The sequence below is a fragment of the Leptospira kmetyi serovar Malaysia str. Bejo-Iso9 genome, assembly GCF_000243735.2.
GTDB lineage: Bacteria > Spirochaetota > Leptospiria > Leptospirales > Leptospiraceae > Leptospira > Leptospira kmetyi.
In genome coordinates this window covers 3,051,683-3,067,279 of sequence record NZ_AHMP02000003.1, presented here as the reverse complement: position 1 = coordinate 3,067,279, position 15,597 = coordinate 3,051,683, and the positions used below count along the sequence as shown (strand labels likewise).

The following is a 15,597-nucleotide window of genomic DNA, read 5'->3' as shown; positions in this document are numbered from 1 at the left end:
TATAGCCCGTTGTCTTTATGATCTCGTCTTATAAGTAGATCGGAATGGTTATTTCAATCCGAAAGGAATCGGAATCTATATTATAAAAATGTGATGCGATTGAGTGATTTTTAAAACGATTTCGCGTCTCGAAAGAAGTAAGACATAAAAACGAGATTGGTTTGTATCGAGCGACAATCTCGTCGAACAAAACGCTTCCGATCCGAATCTGCGCCTTGAGGAATAATACGTTTGATTCCGTGCGTCAAACTATAAAACTCTTATGGTCTCGTGGAAAACTCGAAAACTTTATTTTAATTTTTGCGGGGATCGAATTGCACTCTGATCGGAATTCAAAAGGATGGACTCGTGAGCGTTCGGCTTTCCTTTCTCATTTCCGGTTTTCTGCATATTCTAATATTTCTATTTGTTTCTATTCCCTTCTTTGACTTTTCGCAAATCAAAGATCTGAAGATTTTTCTTAAAAAGGGAAACATTCCGAACGTAATCTTAAATTTTGCCCCGGACGGTTCCGGTGAGAATTCCTCGACAACCGCTTCCGAAAACGCGAACGCCGAAGGGACGGTCGAAAGGGAAATACAAAAATTTAAGAATGAAATCCACTTTCCACAAGGGGCTTTGGATCAAAGACTGGAATCGGATTGTTCTTGGGAAGTGGGAATAAAATCTGGTGGAAAGGGAGAAATTCTAAGGACAATTCAACCTTGCCGATATTCGATCTTTGAAGTCGAATTTCATAGGGCCTTGAAGACTTGGAAGTTCGATTTGAAAGAAGGAACGAACCTGATCATTCCGGTTTCCTTTAAAGTAGATGAAAGAGAATTCTGAAGAAAACGAATGGTATGCTCTTTATACCAATCCGCGAGCGGAGAAAAAGCTCAAACGATTGTTTCAAGAAAGAAGAATCGAATGTTTTCTCCCCTTGATTTCCAAAAAGAAAAAATGGTCCGATCGTTGGAAGGTCGTCGAAGAACCGATGTATCCTTCTTATATTTTCGTAAAAATTTCCTTCTTTAAGGATAAGATAAGAATTCTTCAATTACCCGGCGCGCATCATTTCGTTTTCTACGCTGGAAAACCGTACGTCATCCCGGACGAAGATTTAAGTTTAGTGAAAAGTTTTTTAGAGACGTATCCGGATCGAATTCAAGTCGAGATTCAGGAAAAACTTCTTCCGGGCAAAAAGGTTCTCATCCAAGAAGGACCGTTTGCGGGGTTTAAGGCCGAAATCGTTCAAAGAAAAAATGAAGAACAGATCATCGTAAAATTTCCCGGAATGAATTTGATGACTTCAGTGACGCTCGATGTAAAAACGTTAAAACTGGAGGAAAACATTGGATCCAATTTTTGAAAAGATAGAAAAGGCGATCGATACGGAGATAGAATCCATTCTTCATTTCAGAAAGAATTTGGATCCTTCGATCAAAAACGCGATCGAATTAATTCTCCATTCCAAAGGAAAACTGATCGTAACCGGAGTTGGTAAATCCGGCGATGTCGGTAAAAAAATCTCTTCGACCTTATCTTCCACGGGAACCCCTTCCGTTTTTTTACATCCTGCGGACGCGGCACACGGCGACGCCGGAATCATTTCCGGCGAGGACGTCGTAATCGCGATCGGGAAATCGGGAGAAAGCGAAGAATTGCTCAACCTGATTCCCACGATCAAAAACATCGGAGCGAAATTGATTTCGATGACGGCTAACGTTGATTCCAAACTTGCCAAAGAATCCGATGTCGTATTAATCACTCCCGTTTTAAAGGAAGCATGTCCTCTCGAACTCGCTCCTACTTCGAGTACTACAATCGCGTTGATCTTAGGTGACGCGATCGCTATGTGTTTGATGGAGTTAAAGGATTTTAAAAAAGAGGACTTTGCTCTTTATCATCCCGCGGGAAGACTCGGAAAACGTCTGAGTTTGAAGATCGACGACGTGATGCGAAAGGACAAGGACCTCGCTAAAGTTTCTCCGAACACGAAGTTGGAAGACATACTCACGGAAATCACCGTTAAAAGACAAGGTGCCACCGGGGTTACGGATTCTTCCGGCAAACTTTTAGGAATCATTACGGATTTTGACATTCGCAAAAAATTGAAAGAGGGCAAACTCGATTCTTCCATCATTGCGGAACAGTTGATGAATCCGAATCCGACCGCGTTTCAGTCCGGCTCCAACGCATACGACGTTTTAAAACAAATGGAATCCAGACCGAATCCGATTTCGGTCGCTCCGATCGTTGACGATTCTAAACGTTTGATCGGAATCGTTTCCATTCACGATCTTTTACAAAAAGGTCTTTGAGATTTATGAGCGCTCGAGAATTTAAAATCGTTCTTACCGTAAGTGAGAATGAATTTTTTTCTCTCAAAGAACATCCGAACTGCGATTGGATCGAAATCCGTTTGGATCTTTTTTCTCCGGAAAGCCTTACGCAAAAACTTCCCGATAAGATCAAAGCGCTCGATGCAAAATGTATTTTCACTTATAGACAAGCGGGCGACACGGATCAAACCGCATCCGCAAAAGAAAACGAATTCGATTTTAACTCGATCGTAGCGCAACTTGATCCGAGAAATCATTATCTCGATCTGGAACTGAATCGTCCGAACGGCATTTTCGATTCTCAAGCCGATAAAGGTTTCGGCTTAATCCGATCCGTTCATAAATTCGACGGAATCCTGGCGGACTCGGAAATCAAGGATTGGATTCGAAAAGATTCTTACCTGGCGGGAACGAAAAAATACGAAGGAATTCTTCCCTTGGTTTATAAATTCGCAGTTTATCCGAATTCGATTTCCGAACTTACCGAGTTTCTCTCTTCGTTTCGAAAGATCGCAAACGAATTCAAAAAATTGAATGTATTTTTAACCGGAATTTGTATGGGCCAGATGGGTGTGATTTCGAGAGTGTTTCCGGATTCCTTCGGTTCCATTTTTACTTATTGTTGTTGGACGGAACCGAAAGCGCCGGGACAAGTCGATATCAATTCTTTGCTTAAACTTAGAAACTTGGATTGATTCTTAACTTAGGTTTTATCCAAGGCTTGAGAATCTTGGTGTTTTTCCTTATCGGAACCCTTGGATTCTAAGAAGGATTTAAACGAGGATTTTTCCTTAAAACGATCGAACTCTTTTTCCTCGGCCGCCGCGGCCCAGATCGCGGGTTTCATATTCGCGGCTTTGCGAATGTATTCCATCGTTTTTTCGAGATCATCCTTATTCGCATAACATTTTGCTAATAGATAATACGCTCCCGAAGAACCGCCCACTTTTTCCAAAAGAAGAATCGCCTGATCGATCTTTCCCGTGTAGTAATAAGCCTTACCGAGATAAAAACGATATTCTCTTTCTTCTTCTTCGGAGGATTGAACCGAATGAAAATAACGGAGCGCTTTTTCGTATTCTCCGTGATTGGTGTAATAACGGGCGAGTTTCAAAATTCCGTCGTTGTAAACGTCGGGTAGATTTTTGAAATCGGGATTCTCCCTTTCAAGCTTGGATGCGATTTCCTTTAAGATCGTATAACCTTCGGTTTCTTCCTTGTTCTGAATCTTACAAAGCGCCAAATACATCCGGATCTCGTGCGTTTTTTCCCCGAACTCAAGAGCTTTCTCCGCGGTTTTGATCGCGTTCTCGCAATCCTTTACTTCGTATTTGAGTTTGGTCAATCCGATCAAAGGTTGAACCGTCGTGTTTGCGGCGTACGATTTTCTATAATACTTCGCGGCTTCTTCGTAACGTTTCATCTTGTGATACGCAACCGCTTGGTTTAGATTTGCATAATATAACATTTTCGGACTATTGGTTCCGATTTTGTCCTCGAGTTTATCCAAGATTTGTAACGCTTCGGAATATTTTTCGATTCGGATTAGAATCACCCCGTACTTATAAAGATAATCCTGTTTTTCGGGAAAATCCTTAACAAGTCCTTCCAAAAGTGTTTCCGCTTTTTGAAACTCTTTGCGATTCGCGTAGATCAGGGAAAGATTCCAACGAGCCGATTCGTCTGCGGGATCTTTCTTGAGAATTTTCAGATAATCTTCTTCGGAATCGGGCCCGGAACTTTCGGGTTCTTCGACTTGTTTTTTCGGTTTATGATGAACCACATGACCGGAAGAAAGTCTTTCCTCGGCTGTGGATCTGATTTTTTGAATATGAGAAAGATCCGGATCGATTCTCAAAAGACGATTGGAATACGCGATGACCTCGTGATAATCCCTTTGATAATTGAAATAGAGAATGATCTTTTGATAGCAGTTGACTAAGTCCTTTTTCGGTAAGTTCAGTCCGACCGCTTTTTTGAAACTTTGAATGGATTTCGGATAATCCCTTCTGTATTCGTAGATGTAACCCATATACATCCACGCTTCACCCGAAGAAGGATTGGCGTCGTTGAACTTCTGGAACTCATCCATGGCTTTGGAAAAGTCCTTTCTCGCATAAGCCTTCTTACCTTCCTTCAAATCCGCATACAACGAAGTTGTGGAAGAATACAAAAGAACCGAAAAAAGAAGAATCCTGAAGCGCATAGGACCAGTTTCGGAGAGGAAGTCTTTTTTAAAAGTGAATTTGCAACCCCTCTCCGGACTGGTTTATAATAAATTTCCTAATTTTTCCTGTTTTTTTGACGCAAGCGCTTCCGACGCACGAAGAGCCAAACTCATCGTTGTAATCTGAGGATTGACCGAAAGACCCGTCGGATATACGGAAGCATCGATCACAAAAATATTTTTGTGTCCATACAATTCCAAACTCGGGTCCACGGCTCCTTTTTCGGGAGAATCCGCGGCCTGAATCGATCCATGCGGATGCGCGGAACCCACGAGTAAACTTCCCGGGTTGAATTTCTTTTCGAGAATCCAATCAAACTTCGTATTACGATCCACGGCAACGGGAGCTTCCATATCGGGAAACGGAAAGATCAATTCTTTCGCGCCTGCCGCCGCTTGCACCTCGGCCAACATTTTTAAACCGCGAAGCATATTCTTTCCGTCGCCTTGCGTGAGTTCGAAATAAACCTTTCTTCTTCCCAAAGACCACTTAACGGAGGCGTTGGCTTCCCCGTCGGCGCCGTCGCGAACCAAAACGATTCCCGCGCTCATGTTCGAATATCTTTCGATTTGTTCGAATTGTCTTTTTCCATAAAAAGGAATCAAAGAAGCGGCTAACGTAGGACGGAACGGAGCGACTTCGAGCCAGAATCCATAACCCGTGTTGTTTTGATTGTGGCCGTCTTTGATCACAGCCGATTGCGGAGGACCGGAGAACATGTTGATCTTCTCGTCAAAAACGGCGAAGATAGTACTCGTAGGATGGACTTTTAAATTTCTTCCCACCCAATCGTTGCCCAAACCGGATCTTTGCAAAAGGGCCGGACCTTCGATCGCACCGGCGCTTACAACGACGACCTTTGCGGAAATCTTTAACTTCTTGATGACTACATCGGGAGCTTTTTCATACGGATCGGGCGTAAAATCCGCGACCACAACTTTCGTAGTTCCGTCGTGTATGACTTGGGCTTTCATGTTGGCGATCACGGTCGCACCGGCTTCGATTGCGTCCGGGATATAAGTCAAAAACATCGACTGTTTCGCGTTGATCGGACAACCGAGGCCGCATCTTCCCAAACCGATACAACCTCTATTGTTGTTATTGAGAACTTCGGGATGAAGCCCCAAGGCCTTTCCGCCTTTCATCAAAGTGTTGTTATTCGCGTTGATCAGATTCTGAGGAACCGGATGAACCCCCAATCTCTCGTGAACGGAAGATACGAACGGATCCATATCTTGTCTGGAATATCCTTTCAAACCGAATCGTTGATCCCATTCGGCCGTAACGTAATCGGGCGGATATAAGGAAGTTTGCCAGTTGACCGTGGTGGAGCCGCCGATCGTTCTTCCCTGAAGAATACTCAAGGTTTGTTCTTCCGATATGATGAACCCCGCATCTCGATACAATCTTGCCGAGGACATAAATTCTTCCCCGGTAAATTGAGCCGGAGTAAAATAAGAACCTTCCTCGATCAAAACGACGTTCCATCCTTGTTTTGCAAGAGTCGCGGCCGCAACCGCGCCGCCCGCACCGGAACCGATTACGACCGCGTCGGCCTTCAATTCCCAAGTTCCGTTTTGGATGTTTTCTCTTTCTATAATTTCCTTATGCTTTTTCGGTGTGATGATCTTATCATTTGCCGCTGGAATTCCGCCCATCTTATCCCTCGTATCCCGCTAATTTTTGAATTCTTTTGTCTTTTGAAACAAGGAAGAATGCGATCTGTCTCATGATCGAATATGCTCCCCTTTTCAAACCGAGGGAAGAAGTCTTCCAAGACAATAAACGTTTTTCTCTTTCTTCCACCGTTAACGAAGTCATAGGCTTGAAAGAAAAATCGAGAGCGAGCGCCGCAAGAGTGGAGGAAGGAATCATTCCCAATAAAAGAAGAACATCCTCCGTATCGATAGGAGTCGGATGACCGTAGATATAATCGTCGACGGCAACTCCCAAATCGAAATCGGGAAGAGGATTGTCTTTGAGAAAAACTTCTCCTAAGGATTTGAAAGAAAGATAATGATCTTCTTTCAAACCTCTCAATCGAGGAATGGAACCGCTGGAACACGCGTTGATCCCCGGAAGGACAAACGCGGTCACGGCCAAGAATTTTAAACCTAGTTTAAGAAAACGACTCCGAGGAATCGGCTCCTGCAGAAACAAATCCAAGTTCACCTCCCGCTTGCCGTTTAAAACGACTTCGGTTTTATATATAACAACTGTTCTGCAGGAATATAGGAAATGAATTTCTTTGTCTATACTTTCTTCTGGAATTTTTTCATTTTCACAAAGATCTTGATCTCTTCGTAATCGATTCGATCGAGTTCTACTTCGATCTTATCTCCTAAAGTATAAATCTTGGAATACTTCTTAGAATAGAATGAAAAGTCCGTTTCCAAACGAATCTCGCCTTCGTCCGTAAACTCGGAAGAAAGTAAACACGCGTCCACCATCGGATTTTCCAAATCCACAAAGATCAAGAACGGCTTACAACCCGTAATCGTTGCGGAGAATTCTTTGATTCCGGTTTTTTCCAGATAACGACAAGCTTTGAGTTTATAATAATCTCGTTCCGCATCCGTTGCTTTTCGTTCCTGATGCGAACAATGAAGACCGGAGGTAACCATTTCTTCCGGAGTATAAACCGGTTTTTTGCTCAAAAGAATATTCTGCAAAACCCGATGACAAACCAAATCCGGATATCTTCGAATCGGAGAAGTGAAATGACAATAATCCTCGAAACCCAATCCCCAGTGTCCGAGATGTTCGCCGGAATAATACGCCTGCATAAAGGTTCTCAACAAAAACATGTTGAACAATCTTTCCGCGGGTTTTCCTTCCAGTTCTTTCAGAACGACTCGGATCGCTTCGTAGCTCGAATCCTTGAGTAAGGTTTTGATTCCGTTGAGTTGTAAAAACGCGTTGAGAGATTCGAGTTTTTCTTCGTTCATCGGTTCGTGAACTCGATAAAGGGTAGGGTGCTTTTTCTTTCGAATATATTCAGCAACTTTAATGTTTGCCGAAAGCATAAACTCTTCAATCAGAATATGCGCCTGCAAACGATCCTGAACGGCGATTTCGACCACGTTGTGTTCCGAATCGGTGACGACCTTATTTTCCTTTAAGTTCAGATCGACCCTTCCGTTTTCGACACGTTTCGCACGCAACGCCTTGGCGAATTCGTTCATTCTAAAAATCCAATTTTTAGGATCTCCGGAAAGAATTTCGGATTCGGCGCGATTGTAAGTGTACCGTTCCGCAACCTTGATTACGCTTTTATAATACTTTGCGTGTGTGATTTTACCTTTCCAATCCGCTTCCATTTCCACAGTAAACGCGAGACGGTTTTTACCGGCAACAAGGGAACAAAGATTCTCGGATAACTCGGGTGGTAGCATCGGAACGACTCGGCTTCCCAAATAAACCGAAGTCGCGCGGTTATATGCCTCTTCGTCCAAATCCGTACCCGGGCGAACGTAATGCGAAACATCGGCGATATGAACATAAAAACGAATTCGGTTTTTTTCTTCCACGAAGCTGATCGCGTCGTCGAAGTCTTTCGAATATTCTCCGTCGATCGTGATACACTTTAAATTTCGGAGATCGACTCGCGCTCCCCAATCGTCCACGTTGCTTTCTTCCACTTCTTCGGGAAGATCGAGCGTTATATTCTCGGGATAAAGAATGCTGTAATTGTATTTCATCAACATTCTCATCAGATCCAAATCCTCTTTGGTATCCGATTCAAATCGAAGGAATTGAACCTCGTATAAGTTTCTTTCGTGTTCGGTTTCTTCTTTGAGTTTTACGATCAGAACGTCGCCCGATTTTATTTCGTCTTGTAGATCGGTAAGAATGGTTTTACGAAGCAGATAACCTTCTTTCTCCTCGCCGTCGATATCCAGAAGTTTTCCGAAAATAAATTTCGGATCTTTCTCCGTGACGATCATACGATACAGATCGCGGCCGCGTCTGAGAATCTCGGTGACTTCTCCTTCAAGTCTTCCTTTTTTACCGATTCCGTACGGTTGAACTTCCACAAGATCGCCTTGAATCGCGGATTGCGCGTACTGACCGGGAACGAAAACTTCCATTCCGGAGGACAGCTTTACGAAACCGTCTCCGCGTTTGCTGATGGAAATCGTTCCTTGCAGTTTTTGACTCGGGTTGACGATTATATTCTTTTTTTCTAATTCGATCAAACCTTCGGTTTCCAGAATCCTCAATGTATCGGAAATTTCCCTTTCCTTTTCTTGAAACTGCCACTTCTCCCTTTTTTTACCGTAAGAATTCTGATTCTCCTCTCTGAGAATCTTAGCGCTGAGATCCTTGAATTGAATCACGGAACCGGCTCTGGATTGAAGATACTTCAGGATTTTTTTTCCGATTTCGTTTTCGCGAAATCCTTCGGATCTGCCCGAGTTTCTATCGTTTCTGTTTCGATCTGATTTTTGAAAGGTTTTCTTTGATGTTTGAGGTTTTGAAGTCCTCTTTTGTTTTGTTTGTTTTTTCTTTATATTCATAATTGCTAAACCGTTGACTTATCGTCGACGTATGTTCCGCGTATATAATTCGGAGCCAATTTCCAAAAAGGAAATCGATCCGGATGTTCCAACGCTTCTCGAATCGTATCTATGTTCCGATTGAGAATCGCCGAGGCGGAAGGAAGATTTTCCGATATTAAATTTCCGGAAAAAAATTCCGGATTATCCGAATACTTTTGCGAGGTTAAGAACGCTTGTAAACGATCTTCCGGAATTTTCTCCAGGAGCTCGTCCGGTTTTATGTCGATGGATCCGAAAAATCCGCGCGTGTCTTCCATTGCGAAATAAATTTTTTTCTGTTTCGCCTCGATTCCGACGATCACGGGATCTCCGACTTCTTCGTAATAAAACGACGTATAAACGTTCAAGCTGTCGAAACCGATCGCGGGAATTCTCCAAAGCTGGGAAAGATTTCTGGCCGTCGCGACAGCGATTCTAAGACCGGTAAAAGAACCCGGGCCGAGCGCGCAAACGATCAGATCCGGCGATTTCCAATCCGATCTTTGAAGAACGTTTCTCAATTCTTGGATGAGAAGTTTCGAGGATTCCCTCGGATGAATTCCGGAATACGAAGCCGCGGGTTCGAGTTCGCCGCTTTCGTTTAGAGAAAACGACTCGACGATAATCCACTGATTCGTCGCATCGAAGAATAGAATCTTCTTCATACCGAATTTCCTTTCGATTCTTTCCAAATATTTTTTAACGCCGGGAAATTTTCTATATCGGAACTTTTGAATGTGATATTTCTTTTTTCCTCGGAAACGGTTTTAAACTCGGCTTCTATTTTTAAGGGAAGAATTTCCAAATCTTCCTTCGCGATCTGCCACCATTCTATGATGGAAACGCCGGCCTTTCCCCAAATTTCCTCGAAGCCCAGATCTTCCAGTTCGCCCTGCGATTTCAAACGATGAAGATCGAAGTGATAGAATTTGAGTTCTTCCGAATTCGATTTTTGATTCGAAGAGGAGAAAATTCCGTTGGAGGTTCGAGTCGGATTCAAAGGGATCGGATATTCGTTGATCAGGGTATAAGTGGGAGAATTGACGTTCGCGTTCGGCGAGATTTTTTTTACCAGTCTTGAAGTAAACGTTGTCTTACCGGCTCCCATCAAACCCGTAAATAAAAAAATGGGATGAAGATTTTGCTCCAAAGAGGAGACGATCAAAGACGCAAGAAATTCGGCGGGTCTGTCTAATTCTTCCAGTTTTAGATTCTGAAACTCTATTTCCAATTCTTCCTCAAAATAATTCGCTTACCTTTTCTCTTTCAAAACGATAAACGGAAGTGCAAAATTCGCAAGTGACTTCGATCATTCCGATCTCGTCTACGATCTGCATGGCCTCTTCTTTTCCCAAAGTCTGAATCAATTCGCGGATCTTACCCTCGGAACAATCGCAACGAAACTCCGGTTGACCTTCTTCGAGAATCTGAACCGCGGAGCGAGTCGATTCGCCGATTTTATTCAAACAATTGTATACGTCTTTTCCTAAAAATTCTTCCACGTTCGAGTCGATCTGTTCCGAAAGACTTGCAACTTTTTGAATGTGTTCTTCTTTTGCTTCGGGTAAGGATTGTAAAAGAATTCCCCGCACGTCCCAGTGAAATCCGTTCTTTCGGATATACAAAGTCACGAAACAAGTGATCTGTTCGGATGTGTTCAGATAATTCTGAAAATTCTCCTCAAAACTTTTATTCAAATACGGCACAACGGATTGATAAATACAAACCCCGTCCTTCCAACGGAACACTTTCAGTACGCCGGAGTAATCTTCCATAACCTTTCCGGGTTCGACGTCCTCTTCGGGTCTTTCGCGAAGAACCGCTTTCATTCTCCCTTTGCGATCGCTGTACGCAAGCACGGAATGTGTGGGAGAATCTTCGTTGAATTGAATCTGTAAACTGACCTTCGTATCTTCCTTCACTTGATCCGCTAAAAAGAATGCACCGATCATCGTCCTTGCGAGGAGTTCCGTGTTCGGATCATCCAAGTTGTGCAAGTTGGAAGCGGCCGTCACCGAATATGAAATTTCGGCGGCGGAATATCGGAAGTGAACATCCGGTAAAATTCCGTATATCAATGAGTCCTGATTGTGCATGGAATCCTTTTATGGCGAGAAATGAGAAGTACCAGACTGCGTAAACGCGTAACGATTTACGTCATTCGTATCCTCTCAGACTTTCTCGGAAAATACAGTATTTTTTCTTTTAGACAGTCTGGAATTACGGTTTTCTTTCTTTTCAGATTGAGCCTTCGATGAAATCTCATTCCGAAACGAAAGGGAGAATGGAATGATATTCGGAGCCGATTACTACCCGGAACAATGGACAAAAAAAGATTGGGAAGAAGACTTCCGAATCATGAAGGAAATGGGTTTAAGCTCCGTACGCCTTGCCGAGTTCGCATGGGCGATGATGGAACCGAAGGAAGGTAAGTATGATTTTTCTTTCTTCGATCATATTCTCGACTTGGTTCGTAAACACGGAATGACCGCGATTCTCGGAACTCCGACCGCGACGTTTCCTCCTTGGCTTTCTAAAAAATTTCCGGACATAATTCAGGAACGAGACGGGATTCAAAGAACGATCGGCACGAGAAGACAGGCCTGTTTCTCTTCTCCCAATTATAGAAAGGCGGTCGTTAAGATCGTGACCGCAATGGCCAAACATTTCGGAAATCACCCTTCCGTGATCGGCTGGCAGATCGATAACGAAATCGGTCACGAAGGATCGGACATCGATCATTCCTCAACTTCGTTGAAGGCCTTTCGTGTTTGGTTGAAGAATAAATACAAAACGATCCAAAACTTAAACGATACATACGGAAACGTTTTTTGGGGAATGCTCTACGATTCCTTTGATCAGATTCCGGTTCCGGGTCGTCACGTCGCGAGTAACTTTCATCCTTCTTTGATTCAGGACTTTTATCGTTTTCATTCGGATACGATCATCGATTTCGTAAAGTTGCAGGCGCAGATCCTAAGAAAATTTTCGGTGGGAAGGCCTTTGACCACCAATCTGTATCCTTCTCCGTTTTTACCGATCATCGACATGGCCGAACTTGCGACTTATCTAGATTACGTTTCTTGGGATAATTATCCGACCTGGGGAGAACAAGAAGAGCCGTTTCCCCATCCGTTCATCTCTGCGATGCAACAATACAATCGCGGATTGAAGAATCTTCCCTTTACCGTGATGGAACAAATTTCCGGTTTTCAAGGACACGACTTACTCGGTTATCTTCCGGCTCCGGGACAAACAAAACTTTGGACGAAACATTCCATCGCACACGGATCGAACGCGATTTATTTTTTCAGATATAGAACCGCACGATTCGGTCAGGAACAACTTTGTTACGGAATTTTGGATCATGATAAGGAAAAAACCGATCGTTACTTCGAACTTCAAAAAGGAATTCAGGAAATCAGCGAGTATGCGGATGACTTTACGGAAGAATTGTTTCCCGCTTCGGTCGCGGTCGTTCACGACATAGAAAATGCAAGGAACTGGAAACACCAACCGATTTCCACCGGATTAAAATTCTCACCCGTACCTTGGTCGCAACTCGGTTACGATATAGAAATGGCGACTTGGTTTTCGGGTATGAACGTCTTAAACGTAAACACTCATTTCCGTCCCGCTTCCAAAATAGATTTCAAAGATTATAAAATTATAATACTCCCTATGTATACGATGGTTACGGACTCCGTGTTCGAACGTTTGGAAGAATTCGTAAGAGAAGGAGGAACCTTGATACTGGGTTTTAGAACCGGCGCCAAAGATTTGAACGGTTGGATGTATGATTCTCAGATTCCGGGTCCGTTCGCCGAAATGGCCGGAGTCAAAGTCCGTAAATTCGAAGCCGTAGGAAATCAAAAGGTGAAATTTCGATTTCGTTTTTTTCCGGGGACCTGTTCCAAGATTTGCGAAATTTTAGAACCCACAACGGCCGAAGTCTGGGCTCGTTATACCGACGGTAAGAAATTCTACAAAGGTGCTCCCGTGATCACCGCAAATACTTATAAGAAAGGAAGAGTAATTTACGTCGGGGCTTCCTTAGAACCATTGAGTTTCGTACTTCTTTATCGTCGTATTCTAAAGGAAGCAAAGATCCCTTTCACTTTTTACGGACCGAATGTGGAAAAAATTTATAGAACTGGGCGGAAACAAAACTATGAAATTTTTATCAATCATTCCGGTAAAAAAACTTTAGCTGGCCTTAAAATGCTGGATCCGTACGAAGTGAGAATTCTCCCCAAGAAAAAATGACTCTGCGTCTTCATGTCGCTTAACAAAATGAAACGGTAACAACCCCTTGGAATTGAATCAAATCGAAGAATTGAATCGGATTCTTTTATCCGCATCGGGACAAAACCGTTCTCACGATATTTTCGTGGACAATCTTCATACTCCGTTTCTTCAGTTCGAAGACAGTTTTATTCTTCCTTCGACTTCGGTTTACGGAGTGGACTTTTCAGCCGCCAAAGAATTTTTACTACAAGCGGAACAATTGATTCCCGAGTTGATCGGCGGATGTCACGTTCTTCCCATCGCAAAACCCAAAAAGAATTCCAACCAACTTTTTTTAGTGAAGGAACTTCCTTCCAAAAACGGCGAACACGACGAGGAAAAGAAATTCGTTTTTGTCGTAAGTTTTATTCTTTCGTATCTGGGCGGTGCGCCGACTCCAATGATCGTCAAACAACCGATGCAGGGAAAAACCGCTTCGGTTCGAACGAAAAGAATTTATTTTTCGGCGAGAATTCTTCCCTTGGAATCCTTCGAAGAGAAGAACGGAGTCGTAGTAGACTTCGTGACTCGAAAGTATAAAGAGACAGAATTCATGGTCGACGTGGACACCGTTCCTTCGTTTAACAAAATCCAACACACATACTCGGAGCTTTTCGACGACGTGGATTACTCCAAACAGATCTCCACGATTCATTCTTTGCTGAACATAGACAAAGAGATCTGGAAGCCGGGCAAGGTTTTCGAACCGATCGACGTGGAACTTCATACGATCAGCTCTCGATTTTTGGAAAGTTCTCAAGAAAGAATTTTCGAGCAATTCGAGAGCTTCCGGCATTTGATTGATCTTTTATTGTCGCCGGAAAGCATGACTATAGATTCGATAAAACAGGAACCTTTGCACGACTGGCTTCGTTCTTTCGGAACGGAAAGGGACGTAACTCCCTCCGGTAATATGCTCTGGAAAATCCTAAAACGAAAGTAATCTTTTTTGAAGAGAAGCCCATGGACCAACCACTTGCCCCTCCCATTGATTTTCCTTTAGAGGAAGTCAAACGCAGGATCAAATCCGTTCAATCCGTCTCCGGTATTTTTATCGAGTCCGCTTTGAAACTTCAGAAAGATTTGAAATCTTTCGCCTTTTCCACCGAAGCCGAAGAGAAGGATCAAATTCATAAGGCCGACGAGATGATGGGAAAGTTCATCGTCGAATATCTCAGACAAAATTTTCCATCCGATTCCATTCTTTCCGAAGACAACTATAGACACGAAGGAAATAATTCTTTTCGTTGGGTTTTGGATCCGATCGACGGTTCCATGAACTTCGTTCGAGGAATTCCACTTTATTGCGTCGCGATCGGACTTGAACACAGGGAATCGCCGGTAGCCGGAGTCGTTTTCGTTCCAGGTTTAAACACGAAATATTCCGCCATTCTTTCTCAAGGCGCTTTTAAAAACGGACTGAGAATCGATGTTTCCAACACGGAATCTCTCGCACGCGCGATGCTCGTTCCGAGTTTTCCAACGAACAGAAAAGAAATATTAAACGAAGTCATCTCCGACATCACCGCGTTTATCAGTTGCGGCCGATCTATGAGAAGAACCGGCTCTTTCGTTCTCGATACTTGTTGGGTGGCGGAAGGTTTACTCGACGGAATTTGGGAGAAGGGCGTGAAACTCTGGGACACCGCGGCGAGTTCCGTAATTCTCACCGAAGCGGGCGGAAAAGTAACTGACTTTAACGGAAAACGTTTTCTTTCCGGAAACTCGGAAGTGGTCGTATCGAACGGAAAAGTTCATTCTCAGATCGTAGACATTATGAGAAACGTTCGGGATTCGATCGGAAGAAATTAAGAATATTAGAAATACGTTAAATACTTCTAATATTCTTTTTTTGAATCAGGGAGCGTTCAAAAACGCTTCGATACCGCGAATCTGATCATCGTTCAAAGGAAGTCTGGTCATAATCTGGCTTGTGCGTTTCGGCGTATAACCCGGAGGATATGTGCCGCTTACGATTCTCGCCTTCAATAACTCGAAGTTAGAACCCTTTACCGCAGGACCAACCGCCCCGTCAACGGCGGGATTTTGGTTATGACACGCGGAACAGTTCGTAACATACAAACCCTTTCCTTGGGAAATCAGCTTTTGTTCGGGTGAAAGATTCTCTTCTTCTTTGCAGTTTGCAAAACAGAGAATTAAGGAAAAACAAACGAGTAAGAGGCGGGAGAACCCGCCTCGATTTTCAATGATCCTCAT

At 43.4% G+C, this 15,597-nt stretch carries 15 protein-coding genes; 7 read left to right on the top strand and 8 right to left on the bottom strand.

The genetic code is table 11. The features are described 5' to 3' along the window. Window positions 1-348 precede the first annotated feature (348 nt). The 4 genes from LEP1GSC052_RS16765 to LEP1GSC052_RS16750 are packed head-to-tail and all read left to right on the top strand — an operon-like array spanning window position 349 to window position 3,019. Window positions 349-828 carry an LIC_10042 family TonB-like protein gene (locus LEP1GSC052_RS16765; protein WP_040913659.1) on the top strand — a complete coding sequence of 160 codons (480 nt, stop codon included), beginning with the start codon at window positions 349-351 and terminating at the stop codon, window positions 826-828. Next, window positions 812-1,351 (top strand): UpxY family transcription antiterminator, encoded by a 540-nt coding sequence (locus LEP1GSC052_RS16760; protein ID WP_010573106.1) that lies wholly within the window; start codon window positions 812-814, stop codon window positions 1,349-1,351. The genes LEP1GSC052_RS16765 and LEP1GSC052_RS16760 overlap by 17 nt, the downstream gene beginning before the upstream one ends. Then, a complete protein-coding gene (locus LEP1GSC052_RS16755; RefSeq protein WP_010573107.1) occupies window positions 1,335-2,303 on the top strand; it encodes a KpsF/GutQ family sugar-phosphate isomerase in 969 nt (322 codons plus the stop codon). Before LEP1GSC052_RS16760 ends, LEP1GSC052_RS16755 begins: the two co-directional genes overlap by 17 nt. A 5-nt stretch (window positions 2,304-2,308) precedes the next feature. Next, entirely contained in the window at window positions 2,309-3,019 is a 711-nt protein-coding gene (locus LEP1GSC052_RS16750; RefSeq protein ID WP_010573108.1) for a type I 3-dehydroquinate dehydratase, read from the top strand. Window positions 3,020-3,027: 8 nt separating this feature from the next. Here LEP1GSC052_RS16750 and LEP1GSC052_RS16745 read toward each other — a convergent pair whose 3' ends face one another. From LEP1GSC052_RS16745 to LEP1GSC052_RS16715, 7 genes are all read right to left on the bottom strand, one after another. Continuing rightward, window positions 3,028-4,530: a tetratricopeptide repeat protein gene (locus tag LEP1GSC052_RS16745; RefSeq protein WP_010573109.1), complete on the bottom strand. Its 1,503-nt coding sequence runs from the start codon at window positions 4,528-4,530 to the stop codon at window positions 3,028-3,030. 63 nt (window positions 4,531-4,593) lie between these two features. Continuing rightward, window positions 4,594-6,210: a GMC family oxidoreductase N-terminal domain-containing protein gene (locus LEP1GSC052_RS16740; protein ID WP_010573110.1), complete on the bottom strand. Its 1,617-nt coding sequence runs from the start codon at window positions 6,208-6,210 to the stop codon at window positions 4,594-4,596. 1 nt (window position 6,211) lies between these two features. Then, entirely contained in the window at window positions 6,212-6,718 is a 507-nt protein-coding gene (locus tag LEP1GSC052_RS16735) for a hypothetical protein (RefSeq protein ID WP_010573111.1), read from the bottom strand. A gap of 86 nt (window positions 6,719-6,804) precedes the next feature. Next, on the bottom strand, window positions 6,805-9,072 hold the full coding sequence (locus LEP1GSC052_RS16730; protein WP_010573112.1) for a ribonuclease R family protein: 2,268 nt from the start codon (window positions 9,070-9,072) through the stop codon (window positions 6,805-6,807). Between the two features lie 5 nt (window positions 9,073-9,077). Further along, on the bottom strand, window positions 9,078-9,758 hold the full coding sequence (gene tsaB, locus LEP1GSC052_RS16725) for a tRNA (adenosine(37)-N6)-threonylcarbamoyltransferase complex dimerization subunit type 1 TsaB (protein ID WP_010573113.1): 681 nt from the start codon (window positions 9,756-9,758) through the stop codon (window positions 9,078-9,080). Then, entirely contained in the window at window positions 9,755-10,324 is a 570-nt protein-coding gene (tsaE, locus tag LEP1GSC052_RS16720; RefSeq protein WP_020986730.1) for a tRNA (adenosine(37)-N6)-threonylcarbamoyltransferase complex ATPase subunit type 1 TsaE, read from the bottom strand. Before tsaE ends, tsaB begins: the two co-directional genes overlap by 4 nt. A 7-nt stretch (window positions 10,325-10,331) precedes the next feature. Continuing rightward, the gene (locus tag LEP1GSC052_RS16715) at window positions 10,332-11,189 is read right to left on the bottom strand and encodes an Hsp33 family molecular chaperone HslO (RefSeq protein WP_010573114.1); all 858 of its coding nucleotides are present in this window, start codon (window positions 11,187-11,189) and stop codon (window positions 10,332-10,334) included. Window positions 11,190-11,382: 193 nt separating this feature from the next. Between LEP1GSC052_RS16715 and LEP1GSC052_RS16710 the strand changes: the two genes are divergently transcribed. The 3 genes from LEP1GSC052_RS16710 to LEP1GSC052_RS16700 are packed head-to-tail and all read left to right on the top strand — an operon-like array spanning window position 11,383 to window position 15,192. After that, on the top strand, window positions 11,383-13,359 hold the full coding sequence (locus LEP1GSC052_RS16710; RefSeq protein ID WP_010573115.1) for a beta-galactosidase: 1,977 nt from the start codon (window positions 11,383-11,385) through the stop codon (window positions 13,357-13,359). 46 nt (window positions 13,360-13,405) lie between these two features. Continuing rightward, window positions 13,406-14,323, top strand: coding sequence for an LIC_10030 family protein (locus LEP1GSC052_RS16705; RefSeq protein WP_010573116.1), 918 nt, complete (start codon window positions 13,406-13,408; stop codon window positions 14,321-14,323). 20 nt (window positions 14,324-14,343) lie between these two features. Continuing rightward, the gene (locus tag LEP1GSC052_RS16700) at window positions 14,344-15,192 is read left to right on the top strand and encodes an inositol monophosphatase family protein (RefSeq protein ID WP_010573117.1); all 849 of its coding nucleotides are present in this window, start codon (window positions 14,344-14,346) and stop codon (window positions 15,190-15,192) included. A gap of 45 nt (window positions 15,193-15,237) precedes the next feature. On the opposite strand, the gene LEP1GSC052_RS16695 is transcribed toward LEP1GSC052_RS16700, so the two are convergent. Further along, window positions 15,238-15,597 (bottom strand): c-type cytochrome, encoded by a 360-nt coding sequence (locus tag LEP1GSC052_RS16695; protein ID WP_010573118.1) that lies wholly within the window; start codon window positions 15,595-15,597, stop codon window positions 15,238-15,240.

What these genes read in the sequence shown, in the direction of transcription:
- LEP1GSC052_RS16760 (WP_010573106.1), top strand. Translation starts at nt 812, where the DNA reads ATGAAAGAGAATTCTGAAGAAAACGAATGGTATGCTCTTTATACCAAT.
- LEP1GSC052_RS16750 (WP_010573108.1), top strand. Translation starts at nt 2,309, where the DNA reads ATGAGCGCTCGAGAATTTAAAATCGTTCTTACCGTAAGTGAGAATGAA.
- LEP1GSC052_RS16745 (WP_010573109.1), bottom strand. Translation starts at nt 4,530, where the DNA reads ATGCGCTTCAGGATTCTTCTTTTTTCGGTTCTTTTGTATTCTTCCACA.
- LEP1GSC052_RS16740 (WP_010573110.1), bottom strand. Translation starts at nt 6,210, where the DNA reads ATGGGCGGAATTCCAGCGGCAAATGATAAGATCATCACACCGAAAAAG.
- LEP1GSC052_RS16730 (WP_010573112.1), bottom strand. Translation starts at nt 9,072, where the DNA reads ATGAATATAAAGAAAAAACAAACAAAACAAAAGAGGACTTCAAAACCT.
- tsaB (WP_010573113.1), bottom strand. Translation starts at nt 9,758, where the DNA reads ATGAAGAAGATTCTATTCTTCGATGCGACGAATCAGTGGATTATCGTC.
- LEP1GSC052_RS16715 (WP_010573114.1), bottom strand. Translation starts at nt 11,189, where the DNA reads ATGCACAATCAGGACTCATTGATATACGGAATTTTACCGGATGTTCAC.
- LEP1GSC052_RS16710 (WP_010573115.1), top strand. Translation starts at nt 11,383, where the DNA reads ATGATATTCGGAGCCGATTACTACCCGGAACAATGGACAAAAAAAGAT.
- LEP1GSC052_RS16700 (WP_010573117.1), top strand. Translation starts at nt 14,344, where the DNA reads ATGGACCAACCACTTGCCCCTCCCATTGATTTTCCTTTAGAGGAAGTC.
- LEP1GSC052_RS16695 (WP_010573118.1), bottom strand. Translation starts at nt 15,597, where the DNA reads ATGAGGATCATTGAAAATCGAGGCGGGTTCTCCCGCCTCTTACTCGTT.